Consider the following 23,951-nt stretch of genomic DNA (forward strand, 5'->3'; position numbering starts at 1 on the left):
ATTTGGCGAAGAAGAAAAAGACGGCGTTCGTCTGTCAGGCGTGCGGCTACGATACGTCCAAGTGGGTGGGAAAGTGCCCGGGCTGCGGCGCGTGGAACACGCTCGTCGAGGAGACGGTCGCGCCTGAGTCTGCCGAGGGCGGTCTGCGCCTCGGGCTTTCCGACGGCGCGCGTCCCGTCGCTGTCGGCGATGTCGCAGTCGAGGACATGCCGCGTTTCTTGACGGGATCGGGAGAGCTTGATCGCGTCTTGGGCGGCGGCGTGATTCCCGGCTCGATGGTCTTGATCGTCGGCGATCCGGGCGTCGGCAAGTCGAGCCTCACGCTTCGCGTGGCGGCCGAGATCGCACGGGGAGGAAAGCGCGTGCTCTATGTGACGGGCGAGGAGAGCACGCGCCAGGTGCGCATGAGGGCCGACCGCCTCGGTGCGATTGCCGACGATCTCTTCGTTGTCAGCGAGACGAACCTTGAGCGCATCACAGTGCACATCGAGACGGTCAAGCCAGAACTTCTCGTCATCGACTCTATCCAGACGATCTTTCGCCCCGATGTGACGAGTGCGCCGGGCAGCGTCAGCCAGGTGCGCGAGTGCAGCGTCGAGCTCCTGCGCCTTGCGAAGACGTATGGCATCGCCGCCTTTGTCGTCGGTCATGTCACGAAGGACGGCACGCTCGCGGGACCGCGCGTCCTTGAGCACATCGTCGATACCGTGCTCTACTTTGAGGGCGAGCGAAACGCGCAGTTCCGTATTTTACGCGCCGTCAAGAACCGCTTCGGCAGCACGAACGAGCTTGGCCTCTTCGAGATGCGCGACACGGGGCTTGCCGACGTGCCCGACGCTTCGAAGCTCTTTTTGTCCGACCGCGAGCCGGACAGCGGCACGGTCGTCGTGCCGACGGTCGAGGGAACGCGGCCCCTTCTCGTCGAGATTCAATCGCTTGTCGCCGAGACGCCTTACATGCCGCCGAGACGCACGGCGGACTCGGTCGACGTCAAGCGCATCCAGCTTCTCTTGGCCGTCCTTGAAAAGCGCGTCAAGCTTCCCATCGGTGCATGCGACGTCTACGTCAAGGTCGCGGGCGGCATCAAGATCGACGAGCCTGCCGCAGACCTCGGCCTGTGCGTCGCCATGGCGTCGTCGTTTGCCAACCGCCTCGTGCGTCCGAAGGCGATCATCTTCGGTGAAGTCGGCCTGTCAGGCGAGATTCGTGCCGTCAGCCAGGCCGACGTGCGCCTGAAGGAAGCCGCCAAGCTCGGCTTTCGCGCCGCCGTTCTGCCGCAGAAGAACGCCGAACGCCTCAAGAACATAAAGGGCATCGACCTCTTCGGTGCGGCTACTTTGGCGGAGGCTCTGCGTCTTGCCATGCCGAGAGAGTGAATAGGGAAAAGACTTCCGCTTAAATTGTTTGCAGGCAGTACAATCTGTGTTATAATGTTACACGATGCGAGAGGGCTCGGGTCATCCCGAGCTTCTTTATGTTGCTTTTATAGGGTGTTTGTTTTTAGGAGGGGGATTCTTTCATGAAGATGAAGAAAATGCTGCTCGGCGCTGTCGGACTTCTGGCTGCGGCTTCTTTCGCCGTTGCGGGCTGCGGCGGTTCGGGGGATTCGGGTTCGGCGTCGAAGACGCTGCGCGTCGGCACGAATGCGGACTTCGCACCTTTTGAGTTCCAAGGTGAGAACGGCAAGGAATACGAGGGTTTCGACATGGATCTGGCGCGTGCCGTGGCGGAAGAGATGGGCATGACGGCGGACATCCAGAACATCAATTTTGACGGCTTGATTCCGGCGCTCGTGTCGAAGAACATCGACATCGCGATCTCGGGCATGACGATCAATGACGAGCGCAAGAAGAACGTGCTCTTTTCGGAGCCTTACTATCAGTCGGGTCTGACGATCGTCGTCAAGAAGGACAATACGGACATCAACGGCTTCAAGGATCTCGCGGGCAAGACGGTCGCCGTGCAGATCGGCACGACGAGTGCGAAGGAAGTCAAGAAGAATCCGGATATCCAGGTCAAGGAGCTGAACAGCTCAGCGGACACCTTCCTTGAGCTGAAGGCGGGCGGCGTGCAGGCTGTCGTCAACGATCGCCCGGTCAACGACTATTACATCGCCAAGAGCGGCGAGAAGGACGTGCGCGTCGTCAACGAGCTTCTGACATCCGAGGACTACGGCATCGCCATGGCGAAGGACAATCAGGAACTGCAGAAGAAAGTCGACGACGCCTTGAAGAAGCTCAAGGAAAACGGCAAGTACGACGAGATTTACAAGAAGTGGTTCGGGCAGAAGGCCGAGTGAGGACAATCGTGAGGTGCAGGCATGAATTTTGATTTCGATCTGGCGGTGAATTCCTTCCCCGTCCTGCTCGTCGGTGCACTCGTGACGATAAAGATCACGGCGATTTCCGTTGCACTCGGCGTGGTCATAGGCCTCGTCGTTGGTGTGGCGCGCATCTCGCAGGTCAAGCCGTTGCGCCTTCTGGCGATGGCGTATATCGATTTCCTGCGCGGAACGCCGCTCTTGGTGCAGATCTTTTTGATCTACTTCGCGCTTCCCGTCGTCTCGGGGCAGCGCGTCGACCCGTTCTTCGCGGCGATCACGGCGTGCAGCATCAACAGCGGCGCTTATGTCGCTGAGATCTTCCGCTCGGGCATCCAGTCGATCGATAAGGGGCAGATGGAAGCGGGGCGTTCTCTGGGCATGACGTGGCTGCAGACGATGTGGCACATCATCCTGCCGCAGGCAGTCAAGCGCGTCATACCGCAGATCGGCAACGAGTTTATCGCACTTTTGAAGGATTCGTCGCTCGTCTCGGTCATCGGCTTTGAAGAACTGACGCGAAGCGGCCAGCTCATCATTGCCCGCACCTACGGCTCGCTGGAAATCTGGCCTTGCGTCGCCATCATCTATCTCGTGATGACGCTTTCCATTTCGCAGCTCGTCGCCTATCTCGAACGGAGGTTCAGAACCGATGATAAGCATTAAGGGGCTTTACAAGGCATTCGGCGACAACCTCGTCTTGAAAGGCATCGATCTCGAAGTCGCGGACAAGGAGGTCGTCGTCATCATAGGACCGTCCGGCTCGGGCAAGTCGACGCTCCTGCGCTCGATCAACTACCTCGATGTGCCGTCCAAGGGAAAGATTTCCATCGACGGCAAGGAACTGTCGGCCTCAGACATCAACCGGGTGCGCGCTGAGGTTGGCATGGTGTTCCAGCGCTTCAACCTCTTCCCGCACATGACGGTTTTGGACAACATCACGCTTGCGCCGCGCAAGGTCAGGAAGACCACACGCGAAGAGGCGGAAAAGGATGCACGAATGCTCTTGGAGAAGGTCGGCCTGGCGGACAAGGCGGAGGCCTATCCAGAGCAGCTTTCGGGCGGTCAGCAGCAGCGCGTCGCCATCGCGCGTGCGCTCGCGATGAAGCCGCGCCTCATGCTCTTCGATGAGCCGACGAGCGCTCTCGATCCCGAGATGGTCAAGGAGGTCTTGGACGTCATGCGCTCCCTGGCTGCCGAGGGTATGACGATGGTCATCGTCACGCACGAGATGGGCTTTGCGCGTGAAGTTGGCGACCGCCTGCTCTTCGTCGATGACGGGCGGATCATCGAGCAGGGCGTACCGAAGGAAGTGTTTGAGCATCCGAAAGAAGAGCGGACGAAGAACTTCCTGTCGAAGGTGCTCTGAGGTGTCGTGCATCGCGTCTCGCTGCTTGAAGAAGTGCGAGAAGCGATGCAGCGAAAATATTCTGCGAAAAAACTTCTTGCGGAAGTGGTTGAAATTGCCCGCCTTTTGTGATAGAATAGGCGAGCATACGGGCGGTCCTCTGGGAGAGAAGAGACTCTCTTACGAACGTCTGAGATTAAGGAGGAAAATAAATGAACATCATTCAGGCTTTGGAGCAGGAACAGCTGCGCTCCGACATCCCCGACTTCGCTCCCGGCGATACGGTGCGCGTGCACGTCAAGGTCGTCGAGGGAACGCGCGAGCGCATCCAGGCGTTCGAGGGCGTCGTCATCGCGCGCTCAGGTACGGGCGTTCGCGAGACGTTCACCGTGCGCCGCATTTCCTACGGCGTCGGTGTCGAGCGTACTTTCCCGGTGCATTCGCCGCGTCTTGACAAGATTCAGCTCATGCGCCGCGGCATCGTGCGTCGTGCGAAGCTCTATTACCTGCGCAACCTTACGGGTAAGGCAGCTCGCATCCGCGAGAGGCGCTGAAGCACATCATGGGGACTGCCTTGGGGAATGCCGGCTGGGCATTTTCCCTCCGCAGTCCCTATTTCCTTTTCAGGAGGTATTTTATGAGTTCGTTGGGAGAAGAAGTCAAGGATTGGCTCGTGGCGATCGCCGTCGCCGTCGTGCTCGCCTTCGTCATCCGTCAGTTCATCGTGGAGCTTTACGTCGTGGACGGCCCGTCCATGCGGCCGACTCTGCAGTCACGCGAGCGTCTCGTCGTCAATAAATTCATTTATCGCATGAGGGAGCCGGAGCGTGGCGAGATCATCGTCTTCCGTTATCCGCGCGACCCGAGCCGCGACTTCATCAAGCGCGTGATCGCCGTGCCTGGCGACACGATCGAGATCAAGGACGGCAAGGTGTTCTTGAATCAGCAGCTATTGAACGAGGACTACATTCTCGAAAAGACGCTGACGAACTATCCTCTGTCGACAGTTCCTGCCGGTCACATCTTCGTCATGGGCGACAACCGCAACAATTCCGAGGACAGCCGCTTCGCTGACGTCGGCTTCGTCCCCTACGATCTCATCAAGGGCAAGGCGATGGTCGTGTTCTGGCCGGTCGCCGAGGCGAAGTCTCTGCCTTGAGACTTGGTCTTGCATAAGGAGGCGGACATGGATTTTCAGACGGAAGGAAACAGCATCGTATACAAGAATGCGGACGGCGCCGTGCTCGCCCGCGTGGATTTTTCGGAAGTCACGTCGGGCGTCTATGACATCTTCCATACGGAAGTCGACGCTTCCTTGCAGGGACAGGGCATAGCGGGCAAACTCGTCGCAAGAGCCGTCTCGGAGATCGAGCGGCGCGATGGAAAGTTGCTGAAGGATGCTTCGTGCTCGTATGCGGCGGCTTGGTTGAAGCGACATGCAGAGAAAGGTGTATCGCAATAATCGGGCGGACGCTCTGGCGGCACGACTGCCGAGAGGAAAATCAATAAGAGTCGTTCTTAATACGGCTTCTATTGATTTTCCTCTTTTTTTGTCATACACTTTCCAAAAAGGAGCAAACATCTTGCCGGGGGAGGGGTTGAGATGGAACGAAAGAATTTTGCAGGGCGGCGTTGCCTGCCCACGGTTTTGGCGCTATTTCTTTTTTGCCTTGCATTCTTGCCGCTGTCGGCTTCGGCGCAGGAAGAGCCAGAGATTGACTTGCTTGCCGCGCTCGTTTCTTCCGCTTCGTATTCCGATGACGGCGGGCTTCTCGTACGCAGTTGGCTCGAGGAGACGGCCTGGGATTTTCAGAGCCGCAGCACATCGACGCGAGCTGCAGAGGGGCGTGTCCATCTGGCACGAAAGACGCTTACAGATGGTAGGCGCATCGCCGTGCTCTCCTTCCCCGGCACGGAGAACAAGAAGGACATCGAGGTCGATCTGCGTCTCTCCGCCGTTCCCTTTGGCGGAACCACTCCGGCAGAGTTCGCCGCTGCTGCGGCAGGAAGCGACGCTGCTGATCTGCCGCGTGTTCACAAGGGATTCAACGATTTTGTCATGGCGGCGCTCTTCACGGAGGCGATGCCGGAGCTCGGCGATCAGACGGCGGGCGAAGCGCTGGCAGCGGAGCTCAAAGAGAATCCCGAAGAGACGCTCTATCTGACGGGTCACAGCCTAGGCGGTGCGGCGTCTCTCGTGACGGCGGCGCGCCTCGCTGATCTCGGCGTGCCGCCCGAGCAACTTCACGTCGTCACGTTCGGCGCGCCCGCTGTAGGCGATGAGAAGTTTGCACGGCTTTACGAAACGAAGCTTCATTTCACGCGCATTGTCATGCAGGCCGATCCCGTCGCCGCCGTCCTGCAGTCTTTGGGCAAGGGATTCGTGCAGTTTGGCGAGAAGATCGTCTGGAAGCCTGCGACGCGAGAGGATCGCTTCAATCATGAGATGGCGCTCTACTTTGACGAGGCTCTGCGCCGCTATTACGATGCGGCGCAGACGGATTCACCACACGAACTGTTTTGTGGTACGCCGCAGGAACTGGCGGGCGGCCTTTACGTCGCGGCGCCGTCCTTTGACCTGCCCGAGGCGCTCGCACAGGATGTGCCGTACATCGAGCGTGCCGTGCACGATGCACTCGACGTCGGCTATGCGCCGACGGTCTTTTCCACGCAAGGCGGAACACAGGAATCGCTTTTCGCCGCCGCTCGTGCCGCCGGCTGCAAGTACGTCCTCGTCGAGCATTTTTCGGGCAATTTGCTGCGAGAAAGGCATGGCAGTTTCCGTCTGACACTTGAGGAGGAGATCTATACGAGCGACGGACGGCTGCTGTCTATGGAATCGCGCAGCACGAACACGGGCGATCTGCCCGCGATCGAGGCATTCCTCTATCTCATGTACAAGGGGAGCGAGACGCGCGATGCCGCATTGGGACTGTAAATGCGCGTGCAGACGGCCGATTTTTGAACCTTGTGCGCCGGAGCTGTCGCACATAAAGCATTTTTGATGAATGTTAAGCTAGAAAAGAAGGAATCGGCACATACGTCGGCTTTGACATATGTGCCGATTCCTTCTTTTATCTGTACTTAATGCCTATTGACGGACAGAAGAAATTCCGATAGCCTTAGTGAATGAAATTCATTATTAAATTGATGAAAGTTTTGCGACTAATTTTCTGCTTTTTGCAATCAAATAGGAAGGAGTCATTTCTCTACATGAATCGTTTTTTCGCAGCGCCGCTTGTTTTGGCGCTGCTGCTCGGCTTCGTCGCGCTACTCGCGATGTCTTTGGGAAGCGTGAGCGTGCCGGCGGGCGAAGTTGCTGCGATCGTCACAGCAAAGCTCATGGGAGCTGTTCCTGCTGCCGATCCCGCGATCACGGACATCATTTGGGAGCTTCGCGTGCCGCGTGTCCTGCTTGCCATGACGGCGGGAGCGGGACTCGCTCTCGCGGGTGTTGTCATGCAGGCATCGGTACAGAACTCGCTCGCCGAACCTTTTATCCTTGGTATCGCCTCGGGCGCGGCGGTCGGCGCGACGCTTTCGATCCTTTTCGGATCGGCGGCGATCGGCCTCGGCGTGCCGGGATGCGCTTTCCTCGGTGCGATTGGTGCGACGGCTGCTGTTCTCTTGCTTGCGGGCATTGGCAGGCGTGTGTCGACTGTGAAGCTCGTGCTCGCGGGCGCGGCGATCAGCGCACTCTGCACGGCGGCGACGAACTTCATCGTCTACATGGCGGCGGATGCCGACGGCATGCAGTCGGCGGCATTTTGGACGATGGGATCGCTTGCTGATGCGAAGTGGCACAGCCTCTTTCTGCCTGTGCTCATCGTAACCGCACTCGCGATCTATTTTCTCTCGCAGCTGCGCACGCTTGATGTGCTGCTTCTCGGCGAAGATCTTGCCGTCACGCTGGGCATCGACGCGAGTCGTAGGCGTCGCATTTACATGGCGCTTCTTGCGCTTCTGACAGGTGTGCTCGTCGCGACCTGCGGCATCATCGGCTTCGTTGGACTCGTTGTGCCGCACCTCGTGCGCGCTTTCACGGGCGCGTCGCACAAGCGCCTTTTACCGGCGGCACTCTTCGTCGGCGCGATCTTCCTCGTCGTCGCAGATCTCCTGTCACGCGTTCTTTTGAGCGCGGGGGATTTGCCCATCGGCATCATCACAGCACTCATCGGTGCGCCGCTTTTCATGAAGCTGCTCTTTGGCGGCGGCAGGAACTTCGGAGGCTGATATGAAGGAGATTCGCATAAAAAATTTGTCCTTCGGCATCAAGGACAAGGAGATCCTGCACGACATCGATGTGACGCTTCCTGCCGATCGTTTCGTTGCGCTTCTCGGCCCGAATGGCTGCGGCAAGTCGACGCTCCTGAAGCACCTTTACCGCGTCAACAAGATTCAGAAGGGCGCGATTGCCTTCGACGGCAGCCCGCTCGCTGATATTCCTCTCAGGGAAGCAGCGCAGAGCGTTGGCGTCATGGGACAGTTCCATCTCGTCGATTTTGATTTCACCGTCGAGGAAATCGCCATGATGGGCAGAGCGCCGTACAAGGAAAACTTCGAGAAGGACACAGAGGAAGACTACGTGCTCGTTCACGCATCTCTCGCAAAGGTAGGTATGGCGGAGCAGGCGAAGCGCAGCTTCCAGTCACTTTCAGGGGGCGAACAGCAGCGCGTCATGCTAGCGCGCTGCCTCGTGCAGGAGCCGCGCCTTCTGATCCTCGATGAGCCGACGAACCATCTCGACATCAAGTATCAGCTTCATCTGCTGCGACTCGTCAAGTCGCTCGGCGTCGGCATCATAGCCGCGCTGCATGACTTGAACCTCGCGGCGATGTTCTGCGACTGGCTCGTCGTCATGAAGGCAGGACGCATCGTCATGGAGGGAACGCCGAAGAACGTCATCACGGAGCAGATGCTCGCAGACGTCTACGGTGTCAGGAGCCGTGTGAAGTACGACGAGGCGGGACTGCCGATCGTCGACTACCGCGTGCCGGAGGCAGCCTCGTGAGGCGGCTTCGCGGTATGATGCCGCTCGTGCCGCTCGTATGCTTTTCTGTGCTCGTGCTGTGGCTTTCCTTCACTGAGGGGCGCGGCGGCGGTGCGCCAGAAGAGCGGACGGGCGAGCGCTTCTTTACGGCGGACAGCGAAGGGCGCAGGGCGGAGTTCTTCCTCGACCATGTGCCGGAGCGCGTGCTCGTCACCTATCCGGGCGCAACGGAGCTTCTGCTGACGTTGGGATTGGGAGACAGGATCGCCGGCACGGTCGCGCCCTACGGCGAAGAGCCGGAAGAGCTTGCCGCCGCCTATGCTCGCCTGCCGCTCATCGTTGCGCCCTATGTGCCGAGCCGTGAGGAGGTCTCGGCACTTCGTCCCGACCTCATTATTGGCTGGTCGCATCACTTCACGCCCGAAGCGCTCGGTGATGTGTACAGCTACTTCCAAAAGGGCGTAGGCTGTTACATTGTCCCTGCCACTGTACGAAAGGGAAGACCGACGCTCGAAGGTACGGTTTATCCGTTCATCGAGGATGTGGGGAAAATGTTCCGTGTGGAAGAGAAAGCCAGGGAGTACACTGCACAGTTGAAGTCGCGAGTCGCCGTTGTGGAGGTGCGCACAAAAGTACGCGAAAGGCGTGCGACTGCAATGATCCTGCAGTCGCACGGCAACAGCCTCTACAGCCTTTATGGGCCGGGCTACATCATTGATGACATCGCAGAGAAGGCGGGTGCGGACAATGTGACGACACGCCAGCTGCGCGCCGTAGGCCCTGAGCGCGTGCTTGCATTTGATCCCGACGTCATCCTCTATGTCAACGGGAAGAATATCTCGCTGTTGGAGGCGGAAGAGGAACTTTTCACGGACTTCAACTTGCGCAATATGCGTGCGGTGCGTGAAAGGCGAGTTATCGTCATCCCCTTCGCCGAGGTCAATAATGGAAATGGGCGCACGGTGGACGCGCTCGAAAGGATTGCCTCAGGTTTGGATGCCTGCGGGTTTTAAGCTGCCAAAGAGCAAGGCGGCTTTGCAAGGAGGAAATGATTTATGAGCAAGAAGAATCTGTCCCGTTGGATTGTGGGCGCTTTGGCTTTTGGCGCGGGCTTTGCCGCCGTGCCTTTGACGTCGGTGTATGCTGCGGAAGAGGGAGCGGTGGAAAGCGCGGCAGCGGGCGTTCCGACATCTTACACGCTCGATGCGATCGTCGTCACGGCAGGCCGTAGCGATACACAGATCGTCGATGTGCCGGCGGACGTCACGCTGATCACGCAGGCAGAGATCGAGCGCGGCAACTACAAGACCGTCTCCGACGCGCTCAAGGGCAGCAACATCAACGTCGTACAGAAGGGATTCGCCGCCTATCCCGTCATCAACGGCGACTCGCGCGTCCTCGTGATGGTTGACGGCAAGAAGGTCAACTGGGATCACCTTGTCGTCAGCGGCGATACGAATGCCGTCAACGTCGACCAGGTGGCAATCGACGACGTTGAGCGCATTGAGATCGTGCGCGGGCCGAACTCCTCGCTCTACGGCGAGCGCGCTGTCTCGGGCGTCATCAACATCATCACGAAAAGGCCGCGCACGGGCGATTTCAAGGGCAATGTCAATGTGCAGTATGGCACATGGAATGCTTGGCGCATGGGCGTCACGGCGAGTGGAGGTGACAAGGAGAATCGCTTCAAGATTGGCTATGCGAAGGAAAGGCGCGACAACTACGACTATAAGAACACGTACGGCGATAAGCACGAATTTCAAAACAGCGATATGAGGCACGAGAACATCACGCTCGGATACGACCGTATCCTTGGCAAAGACCGTCTGCGCCTGGAGTTTTCACGATACGATATGAATGATGGCTATGGTGTACTTCTGAGCAATCCGAAAACTGGTGCGTCGATGTATCAGGGACGGACGAAGGGTACCGATACAGGCTATGGCGTGACGTATATGTTCAAGTCTGAATCGGAAGGCGAGGGGACGTTCCTGCGCTACTACCGCAACGAGTCGAAGACAGACGGCGGTTTCAACAGCCAGTACAGCCACAATCTGAGCCGTGATACCGTCGAGGGACAAAAGATTTGGCAGATCAGCAATGCAAATATGCTTGTCGGCGGCTTCCTCTGGGCGCGTGAGAAGATTCATGAGGTCAGCGGCTATGTGCCGATGGACGCTTCTGCGACGACGAAATCGCTTTTCTTCGAGGACGATTGGGATCTTGGTAACGGATACGCATTGAAGTTTGGCTCGCGCTACGAGCATCATGACGATTTTGGCGGCGATCTCGCTTCGCACATCAGCATCAATAAAAAAATCGGCAAGAATACGCATATCTATGCATCATGGGGACAGGCAATTAACAATCCGTCATTGAAGATGCGTTATGCAAATACGCCCTTTTGGAAAGGCAACCCGAACTTAGAGCAAGAAACTTCACAGACCTATACGCTGGGCGCGGAAAGTCAGCTGTCGAAGAAGTGGCGCGTTTCGGGCAGCCTCTATTGGAGCAATGTGAAAAATGCCTTAAATTGGACACAGGGGCCTCTCTACGGATATTATGAGAATGTACAGACGGAAGATCGTCGTGGCATGGAACTCAATGCGATGTACCATCCGAGCAAGGAGTGGCAGCTGCGCGCAGCCTACAGTTATGCCTATATCGACTCGACCGATCCTGCGAAGGGATACCTTTCGACAAACACGCGGCCGAACGGCTACCGTTTTGGCGTATCCTATACAAAGGATCGTTGGAGCGCCGACGCAGACATGAACTATGTGACGGGACGCAGCAAAGAACGCTTCACGGATTCGAGCTACTTTACTCTCGATCTCGGCGTGAATTATCAGGTGAACGATGCTCTGAAGCTCTACCTGAAAGGCAGTAATCTCACGGATGAGTCGTATGAATCCATCGGTGCGACGGGAAGCATTTGGCAACCGCTTGGTGCCTACGCGATGCCTGGCCGCCACTTTACCCTCGGTATGACGTATAATTTCTGAGACGGAGGGGAAGCTGCTTTTCGCAGGAGAGTGGCAGAGTGCGCGACTTTTGCAGATCTATAGAAAGTTGGAGAATTAGATTTTTCATAAGTCTATTTTATATCCGCCTCCGCCCTTTTGCTAGGGTGGAGGCACTTTTTGTGTACGAAAAAAAGGGGCTGCCGCACATGATTTATGTGCGGCAGCCCCTTTTTCTTGCGCGCAGGGCCTCGTTATTGTATGATGGTAACGAATGAGAAAGGAGCGATGCTTTTTGCAGTGGGCGGAAGTGAGTGTGGATACGTCGCATGAGGCGACGGATCTTGTGTCAGAAATCTTGCAGGAATTGGGCGCTGCAGGCGTGGTTATCGAAGATCCGGCACTCTTGAACGAATACATTCGTTCGGGACTCTGGGACTATACGGATCTCAAGGAGAGCGAGGAAACGGAGGTCGTGCGCGTCAAGGCGTATTGGGCGCTCGACGAGGAGCTTGAGGGAAAGCTGCAGCGTTTTGCCGCGCGGCTGGATGACTTGACAGCTCATGGAATCGACAAGGGCGCGGGCGCGGTGTCGTGGAAGGCGGTTGCCGACGAGGATTGGGCCGAGACGTGGAAGGAGTTCTTCCACACGGAAAAGATCGGCGCGCGCACCGTCATCAAGCCGACGTGGGAAGAATATGAAGCCAAGGCGGGAGAAATCGTCGTGGAGCTTGATCCGGGCGCGGCATTCGGCACGGGGCAGCACGCGACGACGTCCCTGTGCATCCGTGCGCTCGAAGACCTCGTTCGGCCGGGCATGACGGTGTTCGACGTCGGCACGGGTTCGGGCGTGCTCGCCATCGTCGCGGCGAAGCTCGGCGCAAAAAGGGTCGAAGCCGTGGACTTCGACCCTGTCGCCGTGCGCGTCGCCCGCGAGAACGTGCGCCAGAACGGCGCAGAGGACGTCGTGCGCACGGAGCGGAGCGATCTTCTAAAGAGCGTTGCGGGCAAGGCGGATCTCATCATTGCGAACATCATTGCCGACATCATCGTGCGCCTTTTCGGCGAGGTGAAGGGATCTCTGGCGGCGGGCGGCACGATGCTCTTGTCGGGCATCATCGAGGATCGTCTGCCGGATGTCGTGGAAGCCGCCGCCCAGCATGGTTTTGCCGTTGAGAAGATCGAGCAGGAAAAGGGATGGGCGGCCGTCATCGTCAAGGGGGGAGGAGCGCGATGAGGCGCGTCTTTCTCGAAGGCGAGATCGCGGACACGATGGAGGTGCGGGGCGCGGACGCGCATCATCTGCAGCGTGTCATGCGCGCCAAGATCGGCGAGAAGCTTCTCGTCGCCGATGGTGCGGGCGGCTCGGCTGAGGCCGAGGTCGCGGGCTTTGCAGATGGCAGGGTACAGCTTCGACTCGTTCGGCGACTGTCGGAAGCAGCGGAATCGCAGGCAGAAATCGAGCTTTTCCAGTGCCTGCCCAAGGGTGACCGCATGGACTTCATCGTACAGAAGGCGACGGAACTGGGCGTCGCGTGCATCCGTCCCGTGCTCAGCCAGAACGTCGTCGTGCGCTACGACGAAAAGAAGGCGCGTGCACGCGTGGAGCGCTGGCAGAAGATCGCGGCGGAGGCGGCGAAGCAGTGCGGGCGCACGCGCATCCCCGAGGTGATGCCGATCGTGCCCTTTCGCGCGGCGATAGAAGGGCAGGGGGCAGCGGAATATGCCCTGCGCCTTTTTTTCTATGAGATGGAAGAGCGGCGGGAACTGCGCACGGCTCTTTCGCATTCGAAGGCGCGGCGCATCTTCGTGCTCGTCGGGCCGGAGGGCGGCTTCGACGAGGCGGAGGCGCAGCTTGCAGTCTCGCACGGCTTTTCTGCCGTGACGCTTGGTCGGCGCATCCTGCGCGTTGATACGGCGGCGATCGTCGCGCTCGCGCTCGTGCAGTATGAAAAAGGAGATCTTGGTTTTGCCAAAAGCAGCATTGACGACCTTGGGCTGCAAGGTCAACCAGTTTGAAACGGAGACGATGGAGGGGCTTTTCCGGCAGCGCGGCTACGCCATCGTCCCCTTCGACGAGGCGGCGGACGTCTATGTCATCAACACGTGCTCGGTCACGAGTCTCGGCGAGAAGAAGTCGCGCCAGCTCATCCGCCGTGCGCGACGCCTGAACGAGCGAGCCGTCATCGCTGTGACGGGCTGCTACGCGCAGGTCGCGCCTGAGGAGATCCGCGCGATCGAGGGCGTGCGTGTCGTGCTCGGCACGAAGGAGCGAGCGGGAATTGTCGATCACGTGGAGAGAGCGGCGCGCGAGGCGGGCGTCTTCGACGGCACGGGCGACATCATGCACGCCTCCGAGTTCGAGGACATCCCGCTCTTCGGCGCGCCCGCGAGAACGCGTGCTTTTCTGAAGATTGAGGAGGGCTGCGAGAATTTCTGCTCGTTCTGCATCATTCCCTACGCGCGTGGTCCCGTGCGCTCGCGCCTTTTGAAGAGCGTGCGGCGCGAGGCGGCGAAGCTCCTCGCTATGGGCTTCAAGGAGATCGTCCTGACGGGCATCCACCTCGGCTGCTACGGGCGAGACCTCGACGATGTGACGCTCGCCGACGCCGTGCGCGCTGTTCTTTCCCTGCCGGGACTCAAGCGTCTGCGCCTCGGCTCTTTGGAGTCAATCGAGCTGTCGGACGATCTGCTCGCACTCCTCGCGCAGGAGGAGCGCTTTGCCGGGCATCTTCATCTGCCGCTGCAGGCGGGATCGGATGAAGTGCTTCGCGCGATGAACCGTCACTACGACACGGCGAAGTTCGCCGCGCTCATTGAATGCGTCGAACGCGCCGTGCCCGGCGTCGCCATCTCGACGGATATCATCGTGGGCTTTCCAGGCGAGACGCAGGAACTCTTCGAGGAAAGCCTTGCTTTCGTCGAGCGCATGAATTTCGCACGCATGCATGTATTCCCCTACTCGCCGCGCCGAGGTACGCCGGCAGCCGCGTTTGCCGCGCAGGTTCCCGAGGTGGAGAAGAAGGAGCGCGTGCATCGTATGCAGGCGCTCGCCGCAAAGAAGAACGAGGCGTTTCACTCCGCCTTTCTCGGCACAGAGATGCCCGTTCTCTTCGAGACGGAGCGCGAGGGCGTCACAGATGGACTCACAGCGAACTACATCCGCGTCTATACGGATGCGCCCGTTCGAACGGGAGAAATCCATGCGATGCGCCTCGTGCGCCTTTATCGCGACGGCGTTTGGGGCGAGATCTGAAAGTTTATCTGCGTTCCTCTGACTTTTGCTCCGTGAACTGCTCGACGAGAGAATTGCGGACGCAGCCGCGCCCATCAGCCGCTCGATGCCCGCAGCGTCTCCTCGTGCGAGCAGTTCCCGCGCCGCAGCGGTCATCTCGGTAAAATGCGTGCGAAAAGCGCGTGTCGTGCGGGTGTTTTCCTCCATCTGCGCCGCGTTCTGCCGCGTGATCGCTGCCATCCCCGCCTCGCGTGCCACCTGTTCGCGCAGCGCACGCTGACGCAGCCGTACGCGCCAGCGTCTCGCGCGTACACCTCAAAGGCTGAGGCATCGGCGTCACCTACAGCCGCCCCGGCGACTATTTCCTGCGTCTCGACTTGGCGCGCCGCATCGGTCTCGCCAATAACGCAAGCGATGACGCCAAGGCGAAGAACCGCCTGTGGTTCATGGTAGGCAAGGTCTGGTAAGAGAAAAACAAAAGAGTGTGATACACAAAAAGCAGCTGAGCGCACGCAATCCAGCTGCAAAAATAAGCGAAATGGCAGTCGGCAGCAAGCAGCCCCCATCTCTTTGAAAGAGACGGGGGCTGCTTGTTTAAGGCTTTCTGCGAGGAAACGATAAATATGTGAAAATGAAGGAAAATCCCGAACTTGCCACCATTTTTTCCGACAATGGCATGCGGTAAGGCGCTGTTTGGCAATCGTCCGGTGCCATCTGTCTGACAACGAATCTTGCGACCGTCTTTGGTGATCTGAGCTGTGACAGAAGCCATCTTTGCCAAGTGGAGGGTGCATCGTTAGATTGTATCAAAATTTAGGGGACAGACGGAAATCCTCTTGACGATTCTTTCTAGCCTATCGCAGGAAGAGTGGTGTTTCGGGATGAAATGGAGGTGAGCGTGTAGGGGGATTCTCCTAGAATCTTAGCCCGAGGGAGAAGCCGCAGGTCACATCTGGTGTGTGAAATCCTTCGGGTTTTTCTATGGGCGCGGCAGCGAAAACATCGTAGGAAATATCGTTGACCGTTCCACGAACGCCGAGCGCCGCGCCTGCGAGCACATGCCCGTTGTAGAGATCAGCGCCGTAGCCGTAGACGGCGCCGACATCAAGTCCGAGATAGAGTTCCGCCTTTTGCTTCGGGAACTTCGTCGCAAATTCATTTCTAAGATACCAACCGTTCGTTCCCATCAGCGTGGTCTCGCCGTCGAAGCCGCGCACCGTGTAGCGTCCGCCCATGCTGATCATATCCACGCCATAGAGTCTTTGCTCGTTCATCGTCCATTGCCCGTGAAGAGACGTGGTGAATGTTGCAGGGCGATGACCGAACGTAAACGGATGGATGTAATCCATATCAAAGAGCCATAGTCGATAGCGCGTCTTTGGTGCATCGGGATACGTTTTCTCCTCCTGTGCGCCCAGCCAACCGAGTCCGAAGCGGTGCGCGATGCGGAAATAGAGCGTGTCCCGGTCGATGTAAAGCCGCTCCGCATAGCCGACCTCCAACGATGTCTGGTGCATCGCCTGGATGGGAAGCTCCACATCGTTGATGAAACTATGGGAATTGCGCTTCTTCAGACGAATATCCATGCTCGTCTTCATGCTTGACGAACGATGCAGCACATAATCCCAGGAAAACGTCGAGATATTCGTATCGCCCGCGCTGATGAAATCGTAGGGACGGCTCTCTACCGTCTGATGATATTTCGAGCGCTGGTAAGAGAGCGTAAACGTATGCGCCCCGTAGGGAATCGTGTAGCTGATATTATGCCCGCGCGTGCCCTTCGCATAGCCGTCTTGTGCGCCGTCGAGATTCATGCCGACGCGCAGAATATCGTTCCTATGAAATATCTGGTCGACGCCGACATTGCCGTAAAGCTGCAGCTTTCCCGTATCCTTGAGACCGGAATCATCGAGGGAGATTGTACCGTAGACATTCTTGCCGCGTGTCACCGTGAGCAGGACATCCGTCATTTGCGGCTCCTGTGCCGGCAGGAGCTTCACGGTAATATCCTGCGAAGGCAGACGCTTCGCCTGCTCAAGCCCTTGCTCGATATCGCGCACATTCAAGACATCGCCCTCGCGAAATGGGAAGAGGTTGTAGGTATAGAGTGTATCACTGCCCTCGGCAAAGCGCACGGCATGAATGCGGCCGATCTGCAAAACAAGGCGGAACTCTCCCGAAGAAAGATTTTGCTCAGGGATAACGACACGGCTCGTAGAAAAGCCACGCTCCATAAGTTCTCGATTCATCTTGCCGACGGCTTCATTGATCTCCTTGAGAGAAAGCTCGCGTCCTTCATAGTCACGGGCGATGTGGCGCAGGAAATAGAACTTCCCAGAGTCATTTTCAAGCACGACCTTGGCGATGGGGAAGCGGACGTTCTCATCGGCAGGAAGAGATGAAGAAGGAAGAGCGGGCGTATCGACCTCCGTGCGTTCTTGATGCAGCCGCTCCTGCCGCGCCGCCTCCTGTTCTCGTGACTGGTCAAGCTGCTCTTGCTGTGAAAGTGGAGCAGCATTGGCGGGAGAGACGGATAGGGGGAGGATGACTACTGCGAGTAGGAGGGCAGATGGGAATTTGTCTGGGATCAAATGGATTCACCTCGTGGGGATAAAAGATGCTTTATTGTGACTGGAGTACACGGAAGGGTGTGATGAGAATAACTTTATCACTTTTTCGTAGTTGAAGTTAAGGAAGATATAGTAGTATAAGTGTTCCCGTTAGAAAAAAATAACTTGTAAGCAGAATAAACTTTATATATCCCTGATTTATGTTGTGAAAGAGTTGCAATTGATATTCTGAACAAGAATAATTGGGCATCTTAGAAAGATCACGTAGCAGTACTCGTATATATCGACGAAAAAAGATGCTTGAAAAGCCAGCGAAATAGCAGGCTGCTCCTAGAAATTCTTTAGTATATCCTAGCTCAGATCCTCCAATCCATCCGGTTATAAGAAAAGGTAAGAAACCCTTTAAAATAAATCGCAAATGTTCGCGCTTGACTGCAGGAGTATATTGCGATTTCCATCTTAGAAATGGATAGATTCCAATTCCTGCAAGAATAATGATAGAGAGCGTAAACATCCAATACCCAGGATTGTTCTGCATATATATTGATGACCATAAGAGTTTCATTTTAGCTTGATACCTCCAATTATACCATTTATTTTGTATTCTTGGGGATATTTTTCTTTATTTCATATTTAAACCAATCACCAATCGTTGCACCAGCAACACTACCGAATGGGCCGCCAAAAAACCCCATCGTTTCTCCGAGGAGTGCTCCACCTATCGAAGTTCCTATGGGAATTACATCAGCTGTCCATGCAATCCCCAAGCGACCACCACTATAAGTATTCCAATCTTGCTTCATATCTCGAATCGTCCAACCAAGACCAACTACGCCTCCTGTCTTGAGATAGATGGAAAGCGGTTTTACCCAGTAACCGCTCATTTGTATTGCGGTTGGCAGACGATTGGATACTTCTGTAGTGCTATTTGTAGCAATGGAAGAGAGCCAACTAAAATCGTCTTTGTTCGCACTATCCGATAATTTGAGATTTTCACCGGTGAATACCTTTGGGGCGTGTGCTTCTTTGACGCCTTTATAGGGGCGCATGTGTGGCGGTTGTACATCGATCAGTTTCCCAGATTCTTTATCTGCTATTACATTGATGGGGGGGCATGGGGGCAAGCGCCATTACCGTCCAATCTTGCTTGCGGAGTAATTCGTTATACCCTTTGAAAAATTGAATGGCGCTTTCTTTAGTGACGCCAGCGTTCACAAGATAATTGATTGCTTTGGGATAGTTATCAATATTTTCCGATTGCATATTCTGCATATCAGAGAGGGCGGGTTCAGACTCCGATAGGATTTCATACATCCCTTGAATATATTGGGCGATTTCCATCGAAGAAAGAGCTTTTCCATCCTTTTTTCGCAAGGTCTGTAGAGCAAGAGCATCAATGCCGTAGTGCGTTGGATATTCCATCAAGAAGAAATTCCACTTCGTCCCGCTCGCCGCCGCACTTGCACCAGAACCCGCATTCCCACCGACCGCCTTAGCTGCCGCAGCCCCTACAATCGCGCTGACGATCTGTGCGGTGCCGGGATCCTTGATCTTCTTGATCTCGCCGATGATCGCCTCGTTGACTCCTGCGCCAATGGCGCCAGAAGTAAAGCCAGCGCCTGTGATCTGGCTCATGATGCCGCCAATGATGGCATGGACGGCGACTTTTCTGCCGCTGCCGTCATCGGGGAGGTTGTGGGCAAGACGGAAGGCCTCTTCGCCGAAGGCTTTGGCAAGTTCCTGTTGCTCTTCAATTTTTTGCTTGTCAAAGATGCGCCCAAGCTCGTTAAGGTTGTGTACGGTGTCTCATCTTAATACTGAAATTTCCTGTATTTGATGTTCTCGTATTTCTACTTTTTCTTAGGCAAGAGAAAATTAGGTTGTGCCGTAAAAACATCTACACCTTCATCTATAGAATCAAGCAGTAATTCTAAATCATTAAAGTATGCCTTTCGATAGGGAAATTTTGACCATGACAAAGAAACTTGCGTTGCAAATTTCGGCAAATGCCTTATATTTCGTGTATACCTATCATAAATAAATGGTCTATAAAACTCAGGGCTTTCCTCTCGTACCAGATCTATAATAGATGAATCATTTTCCCAGAAATGAACACCTCCACTCCCTCTGGGGATCATAGTCACTAAAACTCCTCTTCCTGAATACCCATCTGATATCCATATATGATCAGAGATTCTCATTGTCCCAAAAGTATCTAATGTGATTAATTCTCCCCTCTCTTCAGCTAAGATTAACTCGTCATCTGACATCACCCCCTCTAAATACTGATCCTTTTTCAATGTAAAAAGGGGTTCTACGCTATTGTCCGTTAAATATAATACCTCTTTGGATTCGGTTTGTATTAGTACACCATGTTTATATGGACTCATAAAAAAATATTGCCGCGGATAGCGATATCTATTCATCTCTTTTCCCTTTTTATCATAAAAGAAGATGGTTTGCTGTGTGTCAAGAATAATATTTTCTTCGGTAACAATCATGGACATACCAAGTTGCATTGTCAAAGTTATCGGAAGAATGACAATCCCGTCGGTATTTAATTTCACAATTCGTATCTCTTTTTGATTTGTTATCAGTAGAAAAACTGCTCCTTCTTGATCCATGGCGGCATCTAAGAGCCTACAATTTTGGAATAAACGTATATTATCTAAAGAAATACATGTATATTCATCTACATAATTCGGATTAAAAAAACAAATGCTTTTCTCTCCTCCTACAGAACGCGAACCAACAATCGCCCCGTCGTAGGTTGCACGCGCACATATCTTATGGTAAATAAATCGCGAAGTAAAAATCAGCAAGACTGTGCACAATACGATGCATATTGATTTTTTCATCGGATAACCTCACTAACTAATCCCATTCCATTAAAAAGTTCATAGTCGGTAGCCAATTTGTTCCCTGTCATATTAGGTTCATGAGATTCAACTAACCAAGACCAACTTTCTCTTGCAATATCAGTCTGGTTTTGTAACCCGAATCCGATTGCATCAATTGTCGTTGTCACACAGCTATTGTCCCATAAGTGGTAGTCGTTTACTCCCGTAGGAGCTTGATAGTAATACGAAACAACCTTATCCTTCGACAATCTAATTTCTTTATCGGTACGAACATATCCTCCGAAGTAGTGATCAATCGCATAGTTATACGAATATACGACATCGTTTGCATTCACATATGTCGGATTAAGCATATAAATGGTTTTCTCTGCGCTATATGGATTGAAATTATTGTCTATAACATACACTCCTCCTCCAGTATAATTTGCTGGGCCATGTCCACTTAAACTTGGAAATAAACGTCCAACATTATCGCCATATCGACCATAATTGCCCTCTTCATAATGCCCATCAGAGTACAATACGACTAATGAAGCATGCCCAATCACATCTGATTCTATCGCTATTCCAACCTGTACAGGATAACTATCTGGATGGTCCTCTCCAAAATGATTCCACTTCGTCCCACTAGCCGCCGAAGTCGCACCAGCCGCTGCATTCCCACTGACCGCCTTAGCCGCCGCAGCCCCTACAATCGCGCTGACAATCTGCGCTGTACCGGGATCCTTGATCTTCTTGATCTCGCCGATGATCGCCTCATTGACTCCTGCGCCAATGGCGCCTGAGGCGAACCCCGCGCCTGTGATTTAGCTTATTTCCTCCGTTTCAATATTTTCAAATCCTTGGTTTACTGCATTCGTATACAAGGCAGATATGATCTTATCATCAACAGAAGAAATATCTACATATACACTATCTGTTACAATAACTTCTAAATAAGCTCCATTTAGCTTGTCCGTTTTGTTCTCGAGGGAAGATTTTAAGCTGAATATACCTGATACGATATAATACCTACGCGACATGAGTACTGAAAAGAAATCTTGGTTTGAAAAATACTTGAAATCAAATAAATCAACCATTTCACCGTTTATATTGTGCCATGCCTGAAGATCACCAATTATCGCTGTACCATAAACCTCCCATGTACCATCGACCATATCCTTTATGGGGGAAAGTATACGATATAAATATTGTCCCCATCCATTTGGAATGATGAAACTTATTTTTTGTATATGATTCAAAGTTCTCACCTATTTTCTGTGCGCATTACCATCTTTATCCCATTTCCATGTGTGTTCATGCGGAACTTCGGGATGTGTTTTAGGATTTCCATGATCTGTAAAATCTACATCTTTTTTTGCGCGTCCATTCCCATCATACCACCGTCTTGTGATGATTCGCCCTTTTTCATCTACACGGTCTATAGATGAATTTGGCTTGCCAGTTCTCTTAAAATCTTTGGAATTATTGGTAGATGAATGCTCATCGGCAGGGGGATAGACTTTATCTGCCTGCTCTTTTTCGACCCCCTTTGCAAAGAACCTGTTGCCATCAGAGAAGACCTGCCAGGGCCATTGCTCCTTAAAATCGAACAAAGAAATTGTATTGGGTTCGTATTTGAAATCCAGTACATTGGGAAAATGTGTGAAAGGAGATTGATCTGCGGGAGTCACTTGTATAGGAGGCAAAAAATAGAAATAGGTTCCATCGCTCGAATTTGGTTGAAAATAGGGCATCCTAAGATTCTGCAGAGCAGTTTCCAGAACCGAATCCGCTTTGTCAAATATCCAGCTTCCATCCTGCTGTAGTTTCGCTACAACCTCATTCGTATCTATTTTCTGAATGCATTGTACTCCTTCAGAGATTGCAATCGCATATCCTGCTTTACGGAGTGCCTCTCCTAAATTTTCAACAGCCTTGGCAATTCTAGGTGCTTGTGAAGCGACAGATTGAGCTACGATTAGGAAATTATTCTTCGTCCCACTCGCCGCCGCACTTGCACCAGAACCCGCATTTCCACCGACCGCCTTAGCCGCCGCAGCCCCTACAATCGCGCTGACGATCTGTGCGGTGCCGGGATCCTTGATCTTCTTGATCTCGCCGATGATCGCCTCGTTGACTCCTGCGCCAATGGCGCCAGAAGTAAAGCCAGCGCCTGTGATCTGGCTCATGATGCCGCCAATGATGGCATGGACGGCGACTTTTCTGCCGCTGCCGTCATCGGGGAGGTTGTGGGCAAGACGGAAGGCCTCTTCACCGAAGGCTTTGGCAAGTTCCTGTTGCTCTTCAATCTTTTGCTTGTCAAAGATGCGTCTAAGCTCATTCAGAGCGTTGCTCGTATCGCGGTTTAGGGCAGAGATATCCTGTGTGGGATTGTCGCGGATGTCGATCGTTCCCGGTGCAACGGCAGAAGTTGTCGTGCTGTTCGCATCGTCCTTGGTAGGCATGGAAAGGTTGGGGGAGAGGCCTATGGTGTTATAGACCTTGTTCTTCTCTTGTCGGCTCATCTTGTCATAGCTGCCGTAGTGGTGATATTCGGCGCCTATGCTCTTTGCGCTGTAGTCCGCACCGTTCTTCAAACCGCTGAAAGAGAACGTCCTTGTGCTGAGGCGATTCTTCTCCTTATTCGCTTCGCTTGCAATGACGGCGCCCTTGAGGTCGGTGTTCTTTTCGACGTAGATGTCGAAGCCGCCTTTTCCAGCGAAGATACCAGACTGGCCTCTGGCGCTTCTATAGTGGGAGTCGATCGTCCCTCTGCCCGCTGAAAGGCCGAACGTGGGCTTGGAGAATTTTCCCGAGCGAATATCCCACGAGAGATCGAAGCCTGCCGATGTGTTCTTCTCCTCGTAGGTTTCTGCAGTGATTGAAAATGGCTTAGCTGGGAAATTTAAAGGTTAGTTGGAAATATAAACCTTTATGCTCTGCATCATATGTCAAGAATTCGCCGTAAAAATCCTCTTGTCTTGCAATGAGGAAATATCTTCCTCCAGCTTTGTAAGATATAAGGGAGATGAGTCCGGAAAGAATATCTCCTGCATATGCACGATGGAATGTAGTAACATTCATTTCAATAACTATTTTATATATCTTTTCTTTGATTATAAAATGATACTGCTTAATTTCATTATTTGCAGAAAGAAATGTCTTTAGTTTTTCTTCTACATTGTTCGCCACATCATAAGAGACGGTTATTTCATCTAAAAGTTTAGAGCCGACCATAAGAACCATCACTCCGTTCTTTAGAAATAATTTGTTTGAGGGGATTTTACCATACCAGTTTTTTGTTAGATATTAAACAGGACATTTTGGGATATCTTTTGTAAAATCATGTGAAAGTTACTTGAAAATAAAACCCCTCATGTTCTTCGCGGTATGTCAAATACTCACAAAAAACTTTATTTTCTTTTTCGGTAATAGAGTATCGCCCTCCAGTACGATACCCTATAGTTGAAATCAGATATAAAAAAAGTTTTCGTGCCAGATCACATTTCGGGCGATCTCCATCGTTCAACTCAATCGTTATTTTGTAAATTTTGTCTTCAATGCACCAGGTATGGTTTTTTATCATAGGGTGGCAGAAGAACAGATCCCTTAGCTCCAAGTCCACACCGTCCACGACATCGTAAGAAATAGGTGGATTATCAAAAATCATATGTTTATCCAT

Annotated in this window: 27 protein-coding genes; 17 read left to right on the top strand and 10 right to left on the bottom strand. The window is 54.0% G+C overall.

The window, feature by feature from the left end; genetic code table 11:
* Positions 1-2 precede the first annotated feature (2 nt).
* The 16 genes from radA to RWS31_RS00200 all read left to right on the top strand — a co-directional run bounded on the left by radA (position 3) and on the right by RWS31_RS00200 (position 15,136).
* The gene (radA, locus tag RWS31_RS00125; RefSeq protein ID WP_314595128.1) at positions 3-1,376 is read left to right on the top strand and encodes a DNA repair protein RadA; all 1,374 of its coding nucleotides are present in this window, start codon (positions 3-5) and stop codon (positions 1,374-1,376) included.
* Positions 1,377-1,519: 143 nt separating this feature from the next.
* Positions 1,520-2,299 carry a basic amino acid ABC transporter substrate-binding protein gene (locus tag RWS31_RS00130; RefSeq protein ID WP_314595130.1) on the top strand — a complete coding sequence of 260 codons (780 nt, stop codon included), beginning with the start codon at positions 1,520-1,522 and terminating at the stop codon, positions 2,297-2,299.
* 21 nt (positions 2,300-2,320) lie between these two features.
* Complete coding sequence (locus RWS31_RS00135; protein ID WP_314595132.1) at positions 2,321-2,986, top strand: amino acid ABC transporter permease; 666 nt, start codon at positions 2,321-2,323, stop codon at positions 2,984-2,986.
* Positions 2,973-3,689: an amino acid ABC transporter ATP-binding protein gene (locus tag RWS31_RS00140; RefSeq protein ID WP_314595134.1), complete on the top strand. Its 717-nt coding sequence runs from the start codon at positions 2,973-2,975 to the stop codon at positions 3,687-3,689. The genes RWS31_RS00135 and RWS31_RS00140 overlap by 14 nt, the downstream gene beginning before the upstream one ends.
* A 191-nt stretch (positions 3,690-3,880) precedes the next feature.
* Positions 3,881-4,222, top strand: a complete 342-nt coding sequence (gene rplS, locus RWS31_RS00145; RefSeq protein WP_314595136.1) for a 50S ribosomal protein L19 — start codon at positions 3,881-3,883, stop codon at positions 4,220-4,222.
* 83 nt (positions 4,223-4,305) lie between these two features.
* Positions 4,306-4,827 (top strand): signal peptidase I, encoded by a 522-nt coding sequence (lepB, locus tag RWS31_RS00150; protein WP_314595137.1) that lies wholly within the window; start codon positions 4,306-4,308, stop codon positions 4,825-4,827.
* Between the two features lie 27 nt (positions 4,828-4,854).
* The gene (locus tag RWS31_RS00155) at positions 4,855-5,130 is read left to right on the top strand and encodes a GNAT family N-acetyltransferase (RefSeq protein ID WP_314595140.1); all 276 of its coding nucleotides are present in this window, start codon (positions 4,855-4,857) and stop codon (positions 5,128-5,130) included.
* 141 nt (positions 5,131-5,271) lie between these two features.
* Positions 5,272-6,606: a lipase family protein gene (locus RWS31_RS00160; RefSeq protein ID WP_314595141.1), complete on the top strand. Its 1,335-nt coding sequence runs from the start codon at positions 5,272-5,274 to the stop codon at positions 6,604-6,606.
* A gap of 275 nt (positions 6,607-6,881) precedes the next feature.
* Positions 6,882-7,901, top strand: a complete 1,020-nt coding sequence (locus RWS31_RS00165) for an iron ABC transporter permease (protein WP_314595142.1) — start codon at positions 6,882-6,884, stop codon at positions 7,899-7,901.
* 1 nt (position 7,902) lies between these two features.
* Positions 7,903-8,679 (top strand): ABC transporter ATP-binding protein, encoded by a 777-nt coding sequence (locus RWS31_RS00170; RefSeq protein ID WP_314595144.1) that lies wholly within the window; start codon positions 7,903-7,905, stop codon positions 8,677-8,679.
* The gene (locus RWS31_RS00175) at positions 8,676-9,671 is read left to right on the top strand and encodes an ABC transporter substrate-binding protein (RefSeq protein WP_314595145.1); all 996 of its coding nucleotides are present in this window, start codon (positions 8,676-8,678) and stop codon (positions 9,669-9,671) included. The genes RWS31_RS00170 and RWS31_RS00175 overlap by 4 nt, the downstream gene beginning before the upstream one ends.
* Positions 9,672-9,713: 42 nt before the next feature.
* Positions 9,714-11,663 carry a TonB-dependent receptor gene (locus RWS31_RS00180; protein WP_314595147.1) on the top strand — a complete coding sequence of 650 codons (1,950 nt, stop codon included), beginning with the start codon at positions 9,714-9,716 and terminating at the stop codon, positions 11,661-11,663.
* A 232-nt stretch (positions 11,664-11,895) separates the two neighbouring features.
* Entirely contained in the window at positions 11,896-12,858 is a 963-nt protein-coding gene (prmA, locus tag RWS31_RS00185) for a 50S ribosomal protein L11 methyltransferase (protein ID WP_314595149.1), read from the top strand.
* Positions 12,855-13,640, top strand: a complete 786-nt coding sequence (locus RWS31_RS00190) for a 16S rRNA (uracil(1498)-N(3))-methyltransferase (protein WP_314595151.1) — start codon at positions 12,855-12,857, stop codon at positions 13,638-13,640. Before prmA ends, RWS31_RS00190 begins: the two co-directional genes overlap by 4 nt.
* On the top strand, positions 13,591-14,877 hold the full coding sequence (mtaB, locus tag RWS31_RS00195; protein WP_314595153.1) for a tRNA (N(6)-L-threonylcarbamoyladenosine(37)-C(2))-methylthiotransferase MtaB: 1,287 nt from the start codon (positions 13,591-13,593) through the stop codon (positions 14,875-14,877). Before RWS31_RS00190 ends, mtaB begins: the two co-directional genes overlap by 50 nt.
* A gap of 25 nt (positions 14,878-14,902) precedes the next feature.
* Positions 14,903-15,136, top strand: a complete 234-nt coding sequence (locus RWS31_RS00200) for a hypothetical protein (RefSeq protein ID WP_314595155.1) — start codon at positions 14,903-14,905, stop codon at positions 15,134-15,136.
* A gap of 78 nt (positions 15,137-15,214) precedes the next feature.
* Here RWS31_RS00200 and RWS31_RS00205 read toward each other — a convergent pair whose 3' ends face one another.
* From RWS31_RS00205 to RWS31_RS00220, 4 genes are all read right to left on the bottom strand, one after another.
* The gene (locus tag RWS31_RS00205) at positions 15,215-15,637 is read right to left on the bottom strand and encodes a hypothetical protein (RefSeq protein WP_314595157.1); all 423 of its coding nucleotides are present in this window, start codon (positions 15,635-15,637) and stop codon (positions 15,215-15,217) included.
* A gap of 133 nt (positions 15,638-15,770) precedes the next feature.
* On the bottom strand, positions 15,771-17,447 hold the full coding sequence (locus RWS31_RS00210; RefSeq protein WP_314595159.1) for a ShlB/FhaC/HecB family hemolysin secretion/activation protein: 1,677 nt from the start codon (positions 17,445-17,447) through the stop codon (positions 15,771-15,773).
* Positions 17,448-18,019: 572 nt separating this feature from the next.
* A complete protein-coding gene (locus RWS31_RS00215) occupies positions 18,020-18,475 on the bottom strand; it encodes a hypothetical protein (RefSeq protein ID WP_314595161.1) in 456 nt (151 codons plus the stop codon).
* A 37-nt stretch (positions 18,476-18,512) separates the two neighbouring features.
* Complete coding sequence (locus tag RWS31_RS00220) at positions 18,513-19,061, bottom strand: hypothetical protein (protein ID WP_314595163.1); 549 nt, start codon at positions 19,059-19,061, stop codon at positions 18,513-18,515.
* An 18-nt stretch (positions 19,062-19,079) separates the two neighbouring features.
* Between RWS31_RS00220 and RWS31_RS00225 the strand changes: the two genes are divergently transcribed.
* Positions 19,080-19,241, top strand: a complete 162-nt coding sequence (locus RWS31_RS00225; RefSeq protein ID WP_314595165.1) for a hypothetical protein — start codon at positions 19,080-19,082, stop codon at positions 19,239-19,241.
* 35 nt (positions 19,242-19,276) lie between these two features.
* Here the strand turns inward: RWS31_RS00225 and RWS31_RS00230 are convergent, their stop codons facing one another.
* The 6 genes from RWS31_RS00230 to RWS31_RS00255 form a co-directional block, all read right to left on the bottom strand.
* On the bottom strand, positions 19,277-20,284 hold the full coding sequence (locus tag RWS31_RS00230; protein WP_314595166.1) for a hypothetical protein: 1,008 nt from the start codon (positions 20,282-20,284) through the stop codon (positions 19,277-19,279).
* The gene (locus tag RWS31_RS00235) at positions 20,281-20,835 is read right to left on the bottom strand and encodes a hypothetical protein (RefSeq protein WP_314595167.1); all 555 of its coding nucleotides are present in this window, start codon (positions 20,833-20,835) and stop codon (positions 20,281-20,283) included. The genes RWS31_RS00230 and RWS31_RS00235 overlap by 4 nt, the downstream gene beginning before the upstream one ends.
* Before the next feature lie 258 nt (positions 20,836-21,093).
* Complete coding sequence (locus RWS31_RS00240; protein ID WP_399553713.1) at positions 21,094-21,537, bottom strand: DUF2691 family protein; 444 nt, start codon at positions 21,535-21,537, stop codon at positions 21,094-21,096.
* Complete coding sequence (locus RWS31_RS00245) at positions 21,538-22,866, bottom strand: hypothetical protein (RefSeq protein WP_314595171.1); 1,329 nt, start codon at positions 22,864-22,866, stop codon at positions 21,538-21,540.
* Between the two features lie 295 nt (positions 22,867-23,161).
* A complete protein-coding gene (locus tag RWS31_RS00250) occupies positions 23,162-23,506 on the bottom strand; it encodes a hypothetical protein (RefSeq protein WP_314595173.1) in 345 nt (114 codons plus the stop codon).
* Between the two features lie 106 nt (positions 23,507-23,612).
* A complete protein-coding gene (locus tag RWS31_RS00255; RefSeq protein WP_314595175.1) occupies positions 23,613-23,951 on the bottom strand; it encodes a hypothetical protein in 339 nt (112 codons plus the stop codon).

The sequence above is a fragment of the uncultured Selenomonas sp. genome, from assembly GCF_963528755.1.
In the GTDB taxonomy this organism is placed as follows: Bacteria; Bacillota; Negativicutes; order Selenomonadales; family Selenomonadaceae; genus Selenomonas.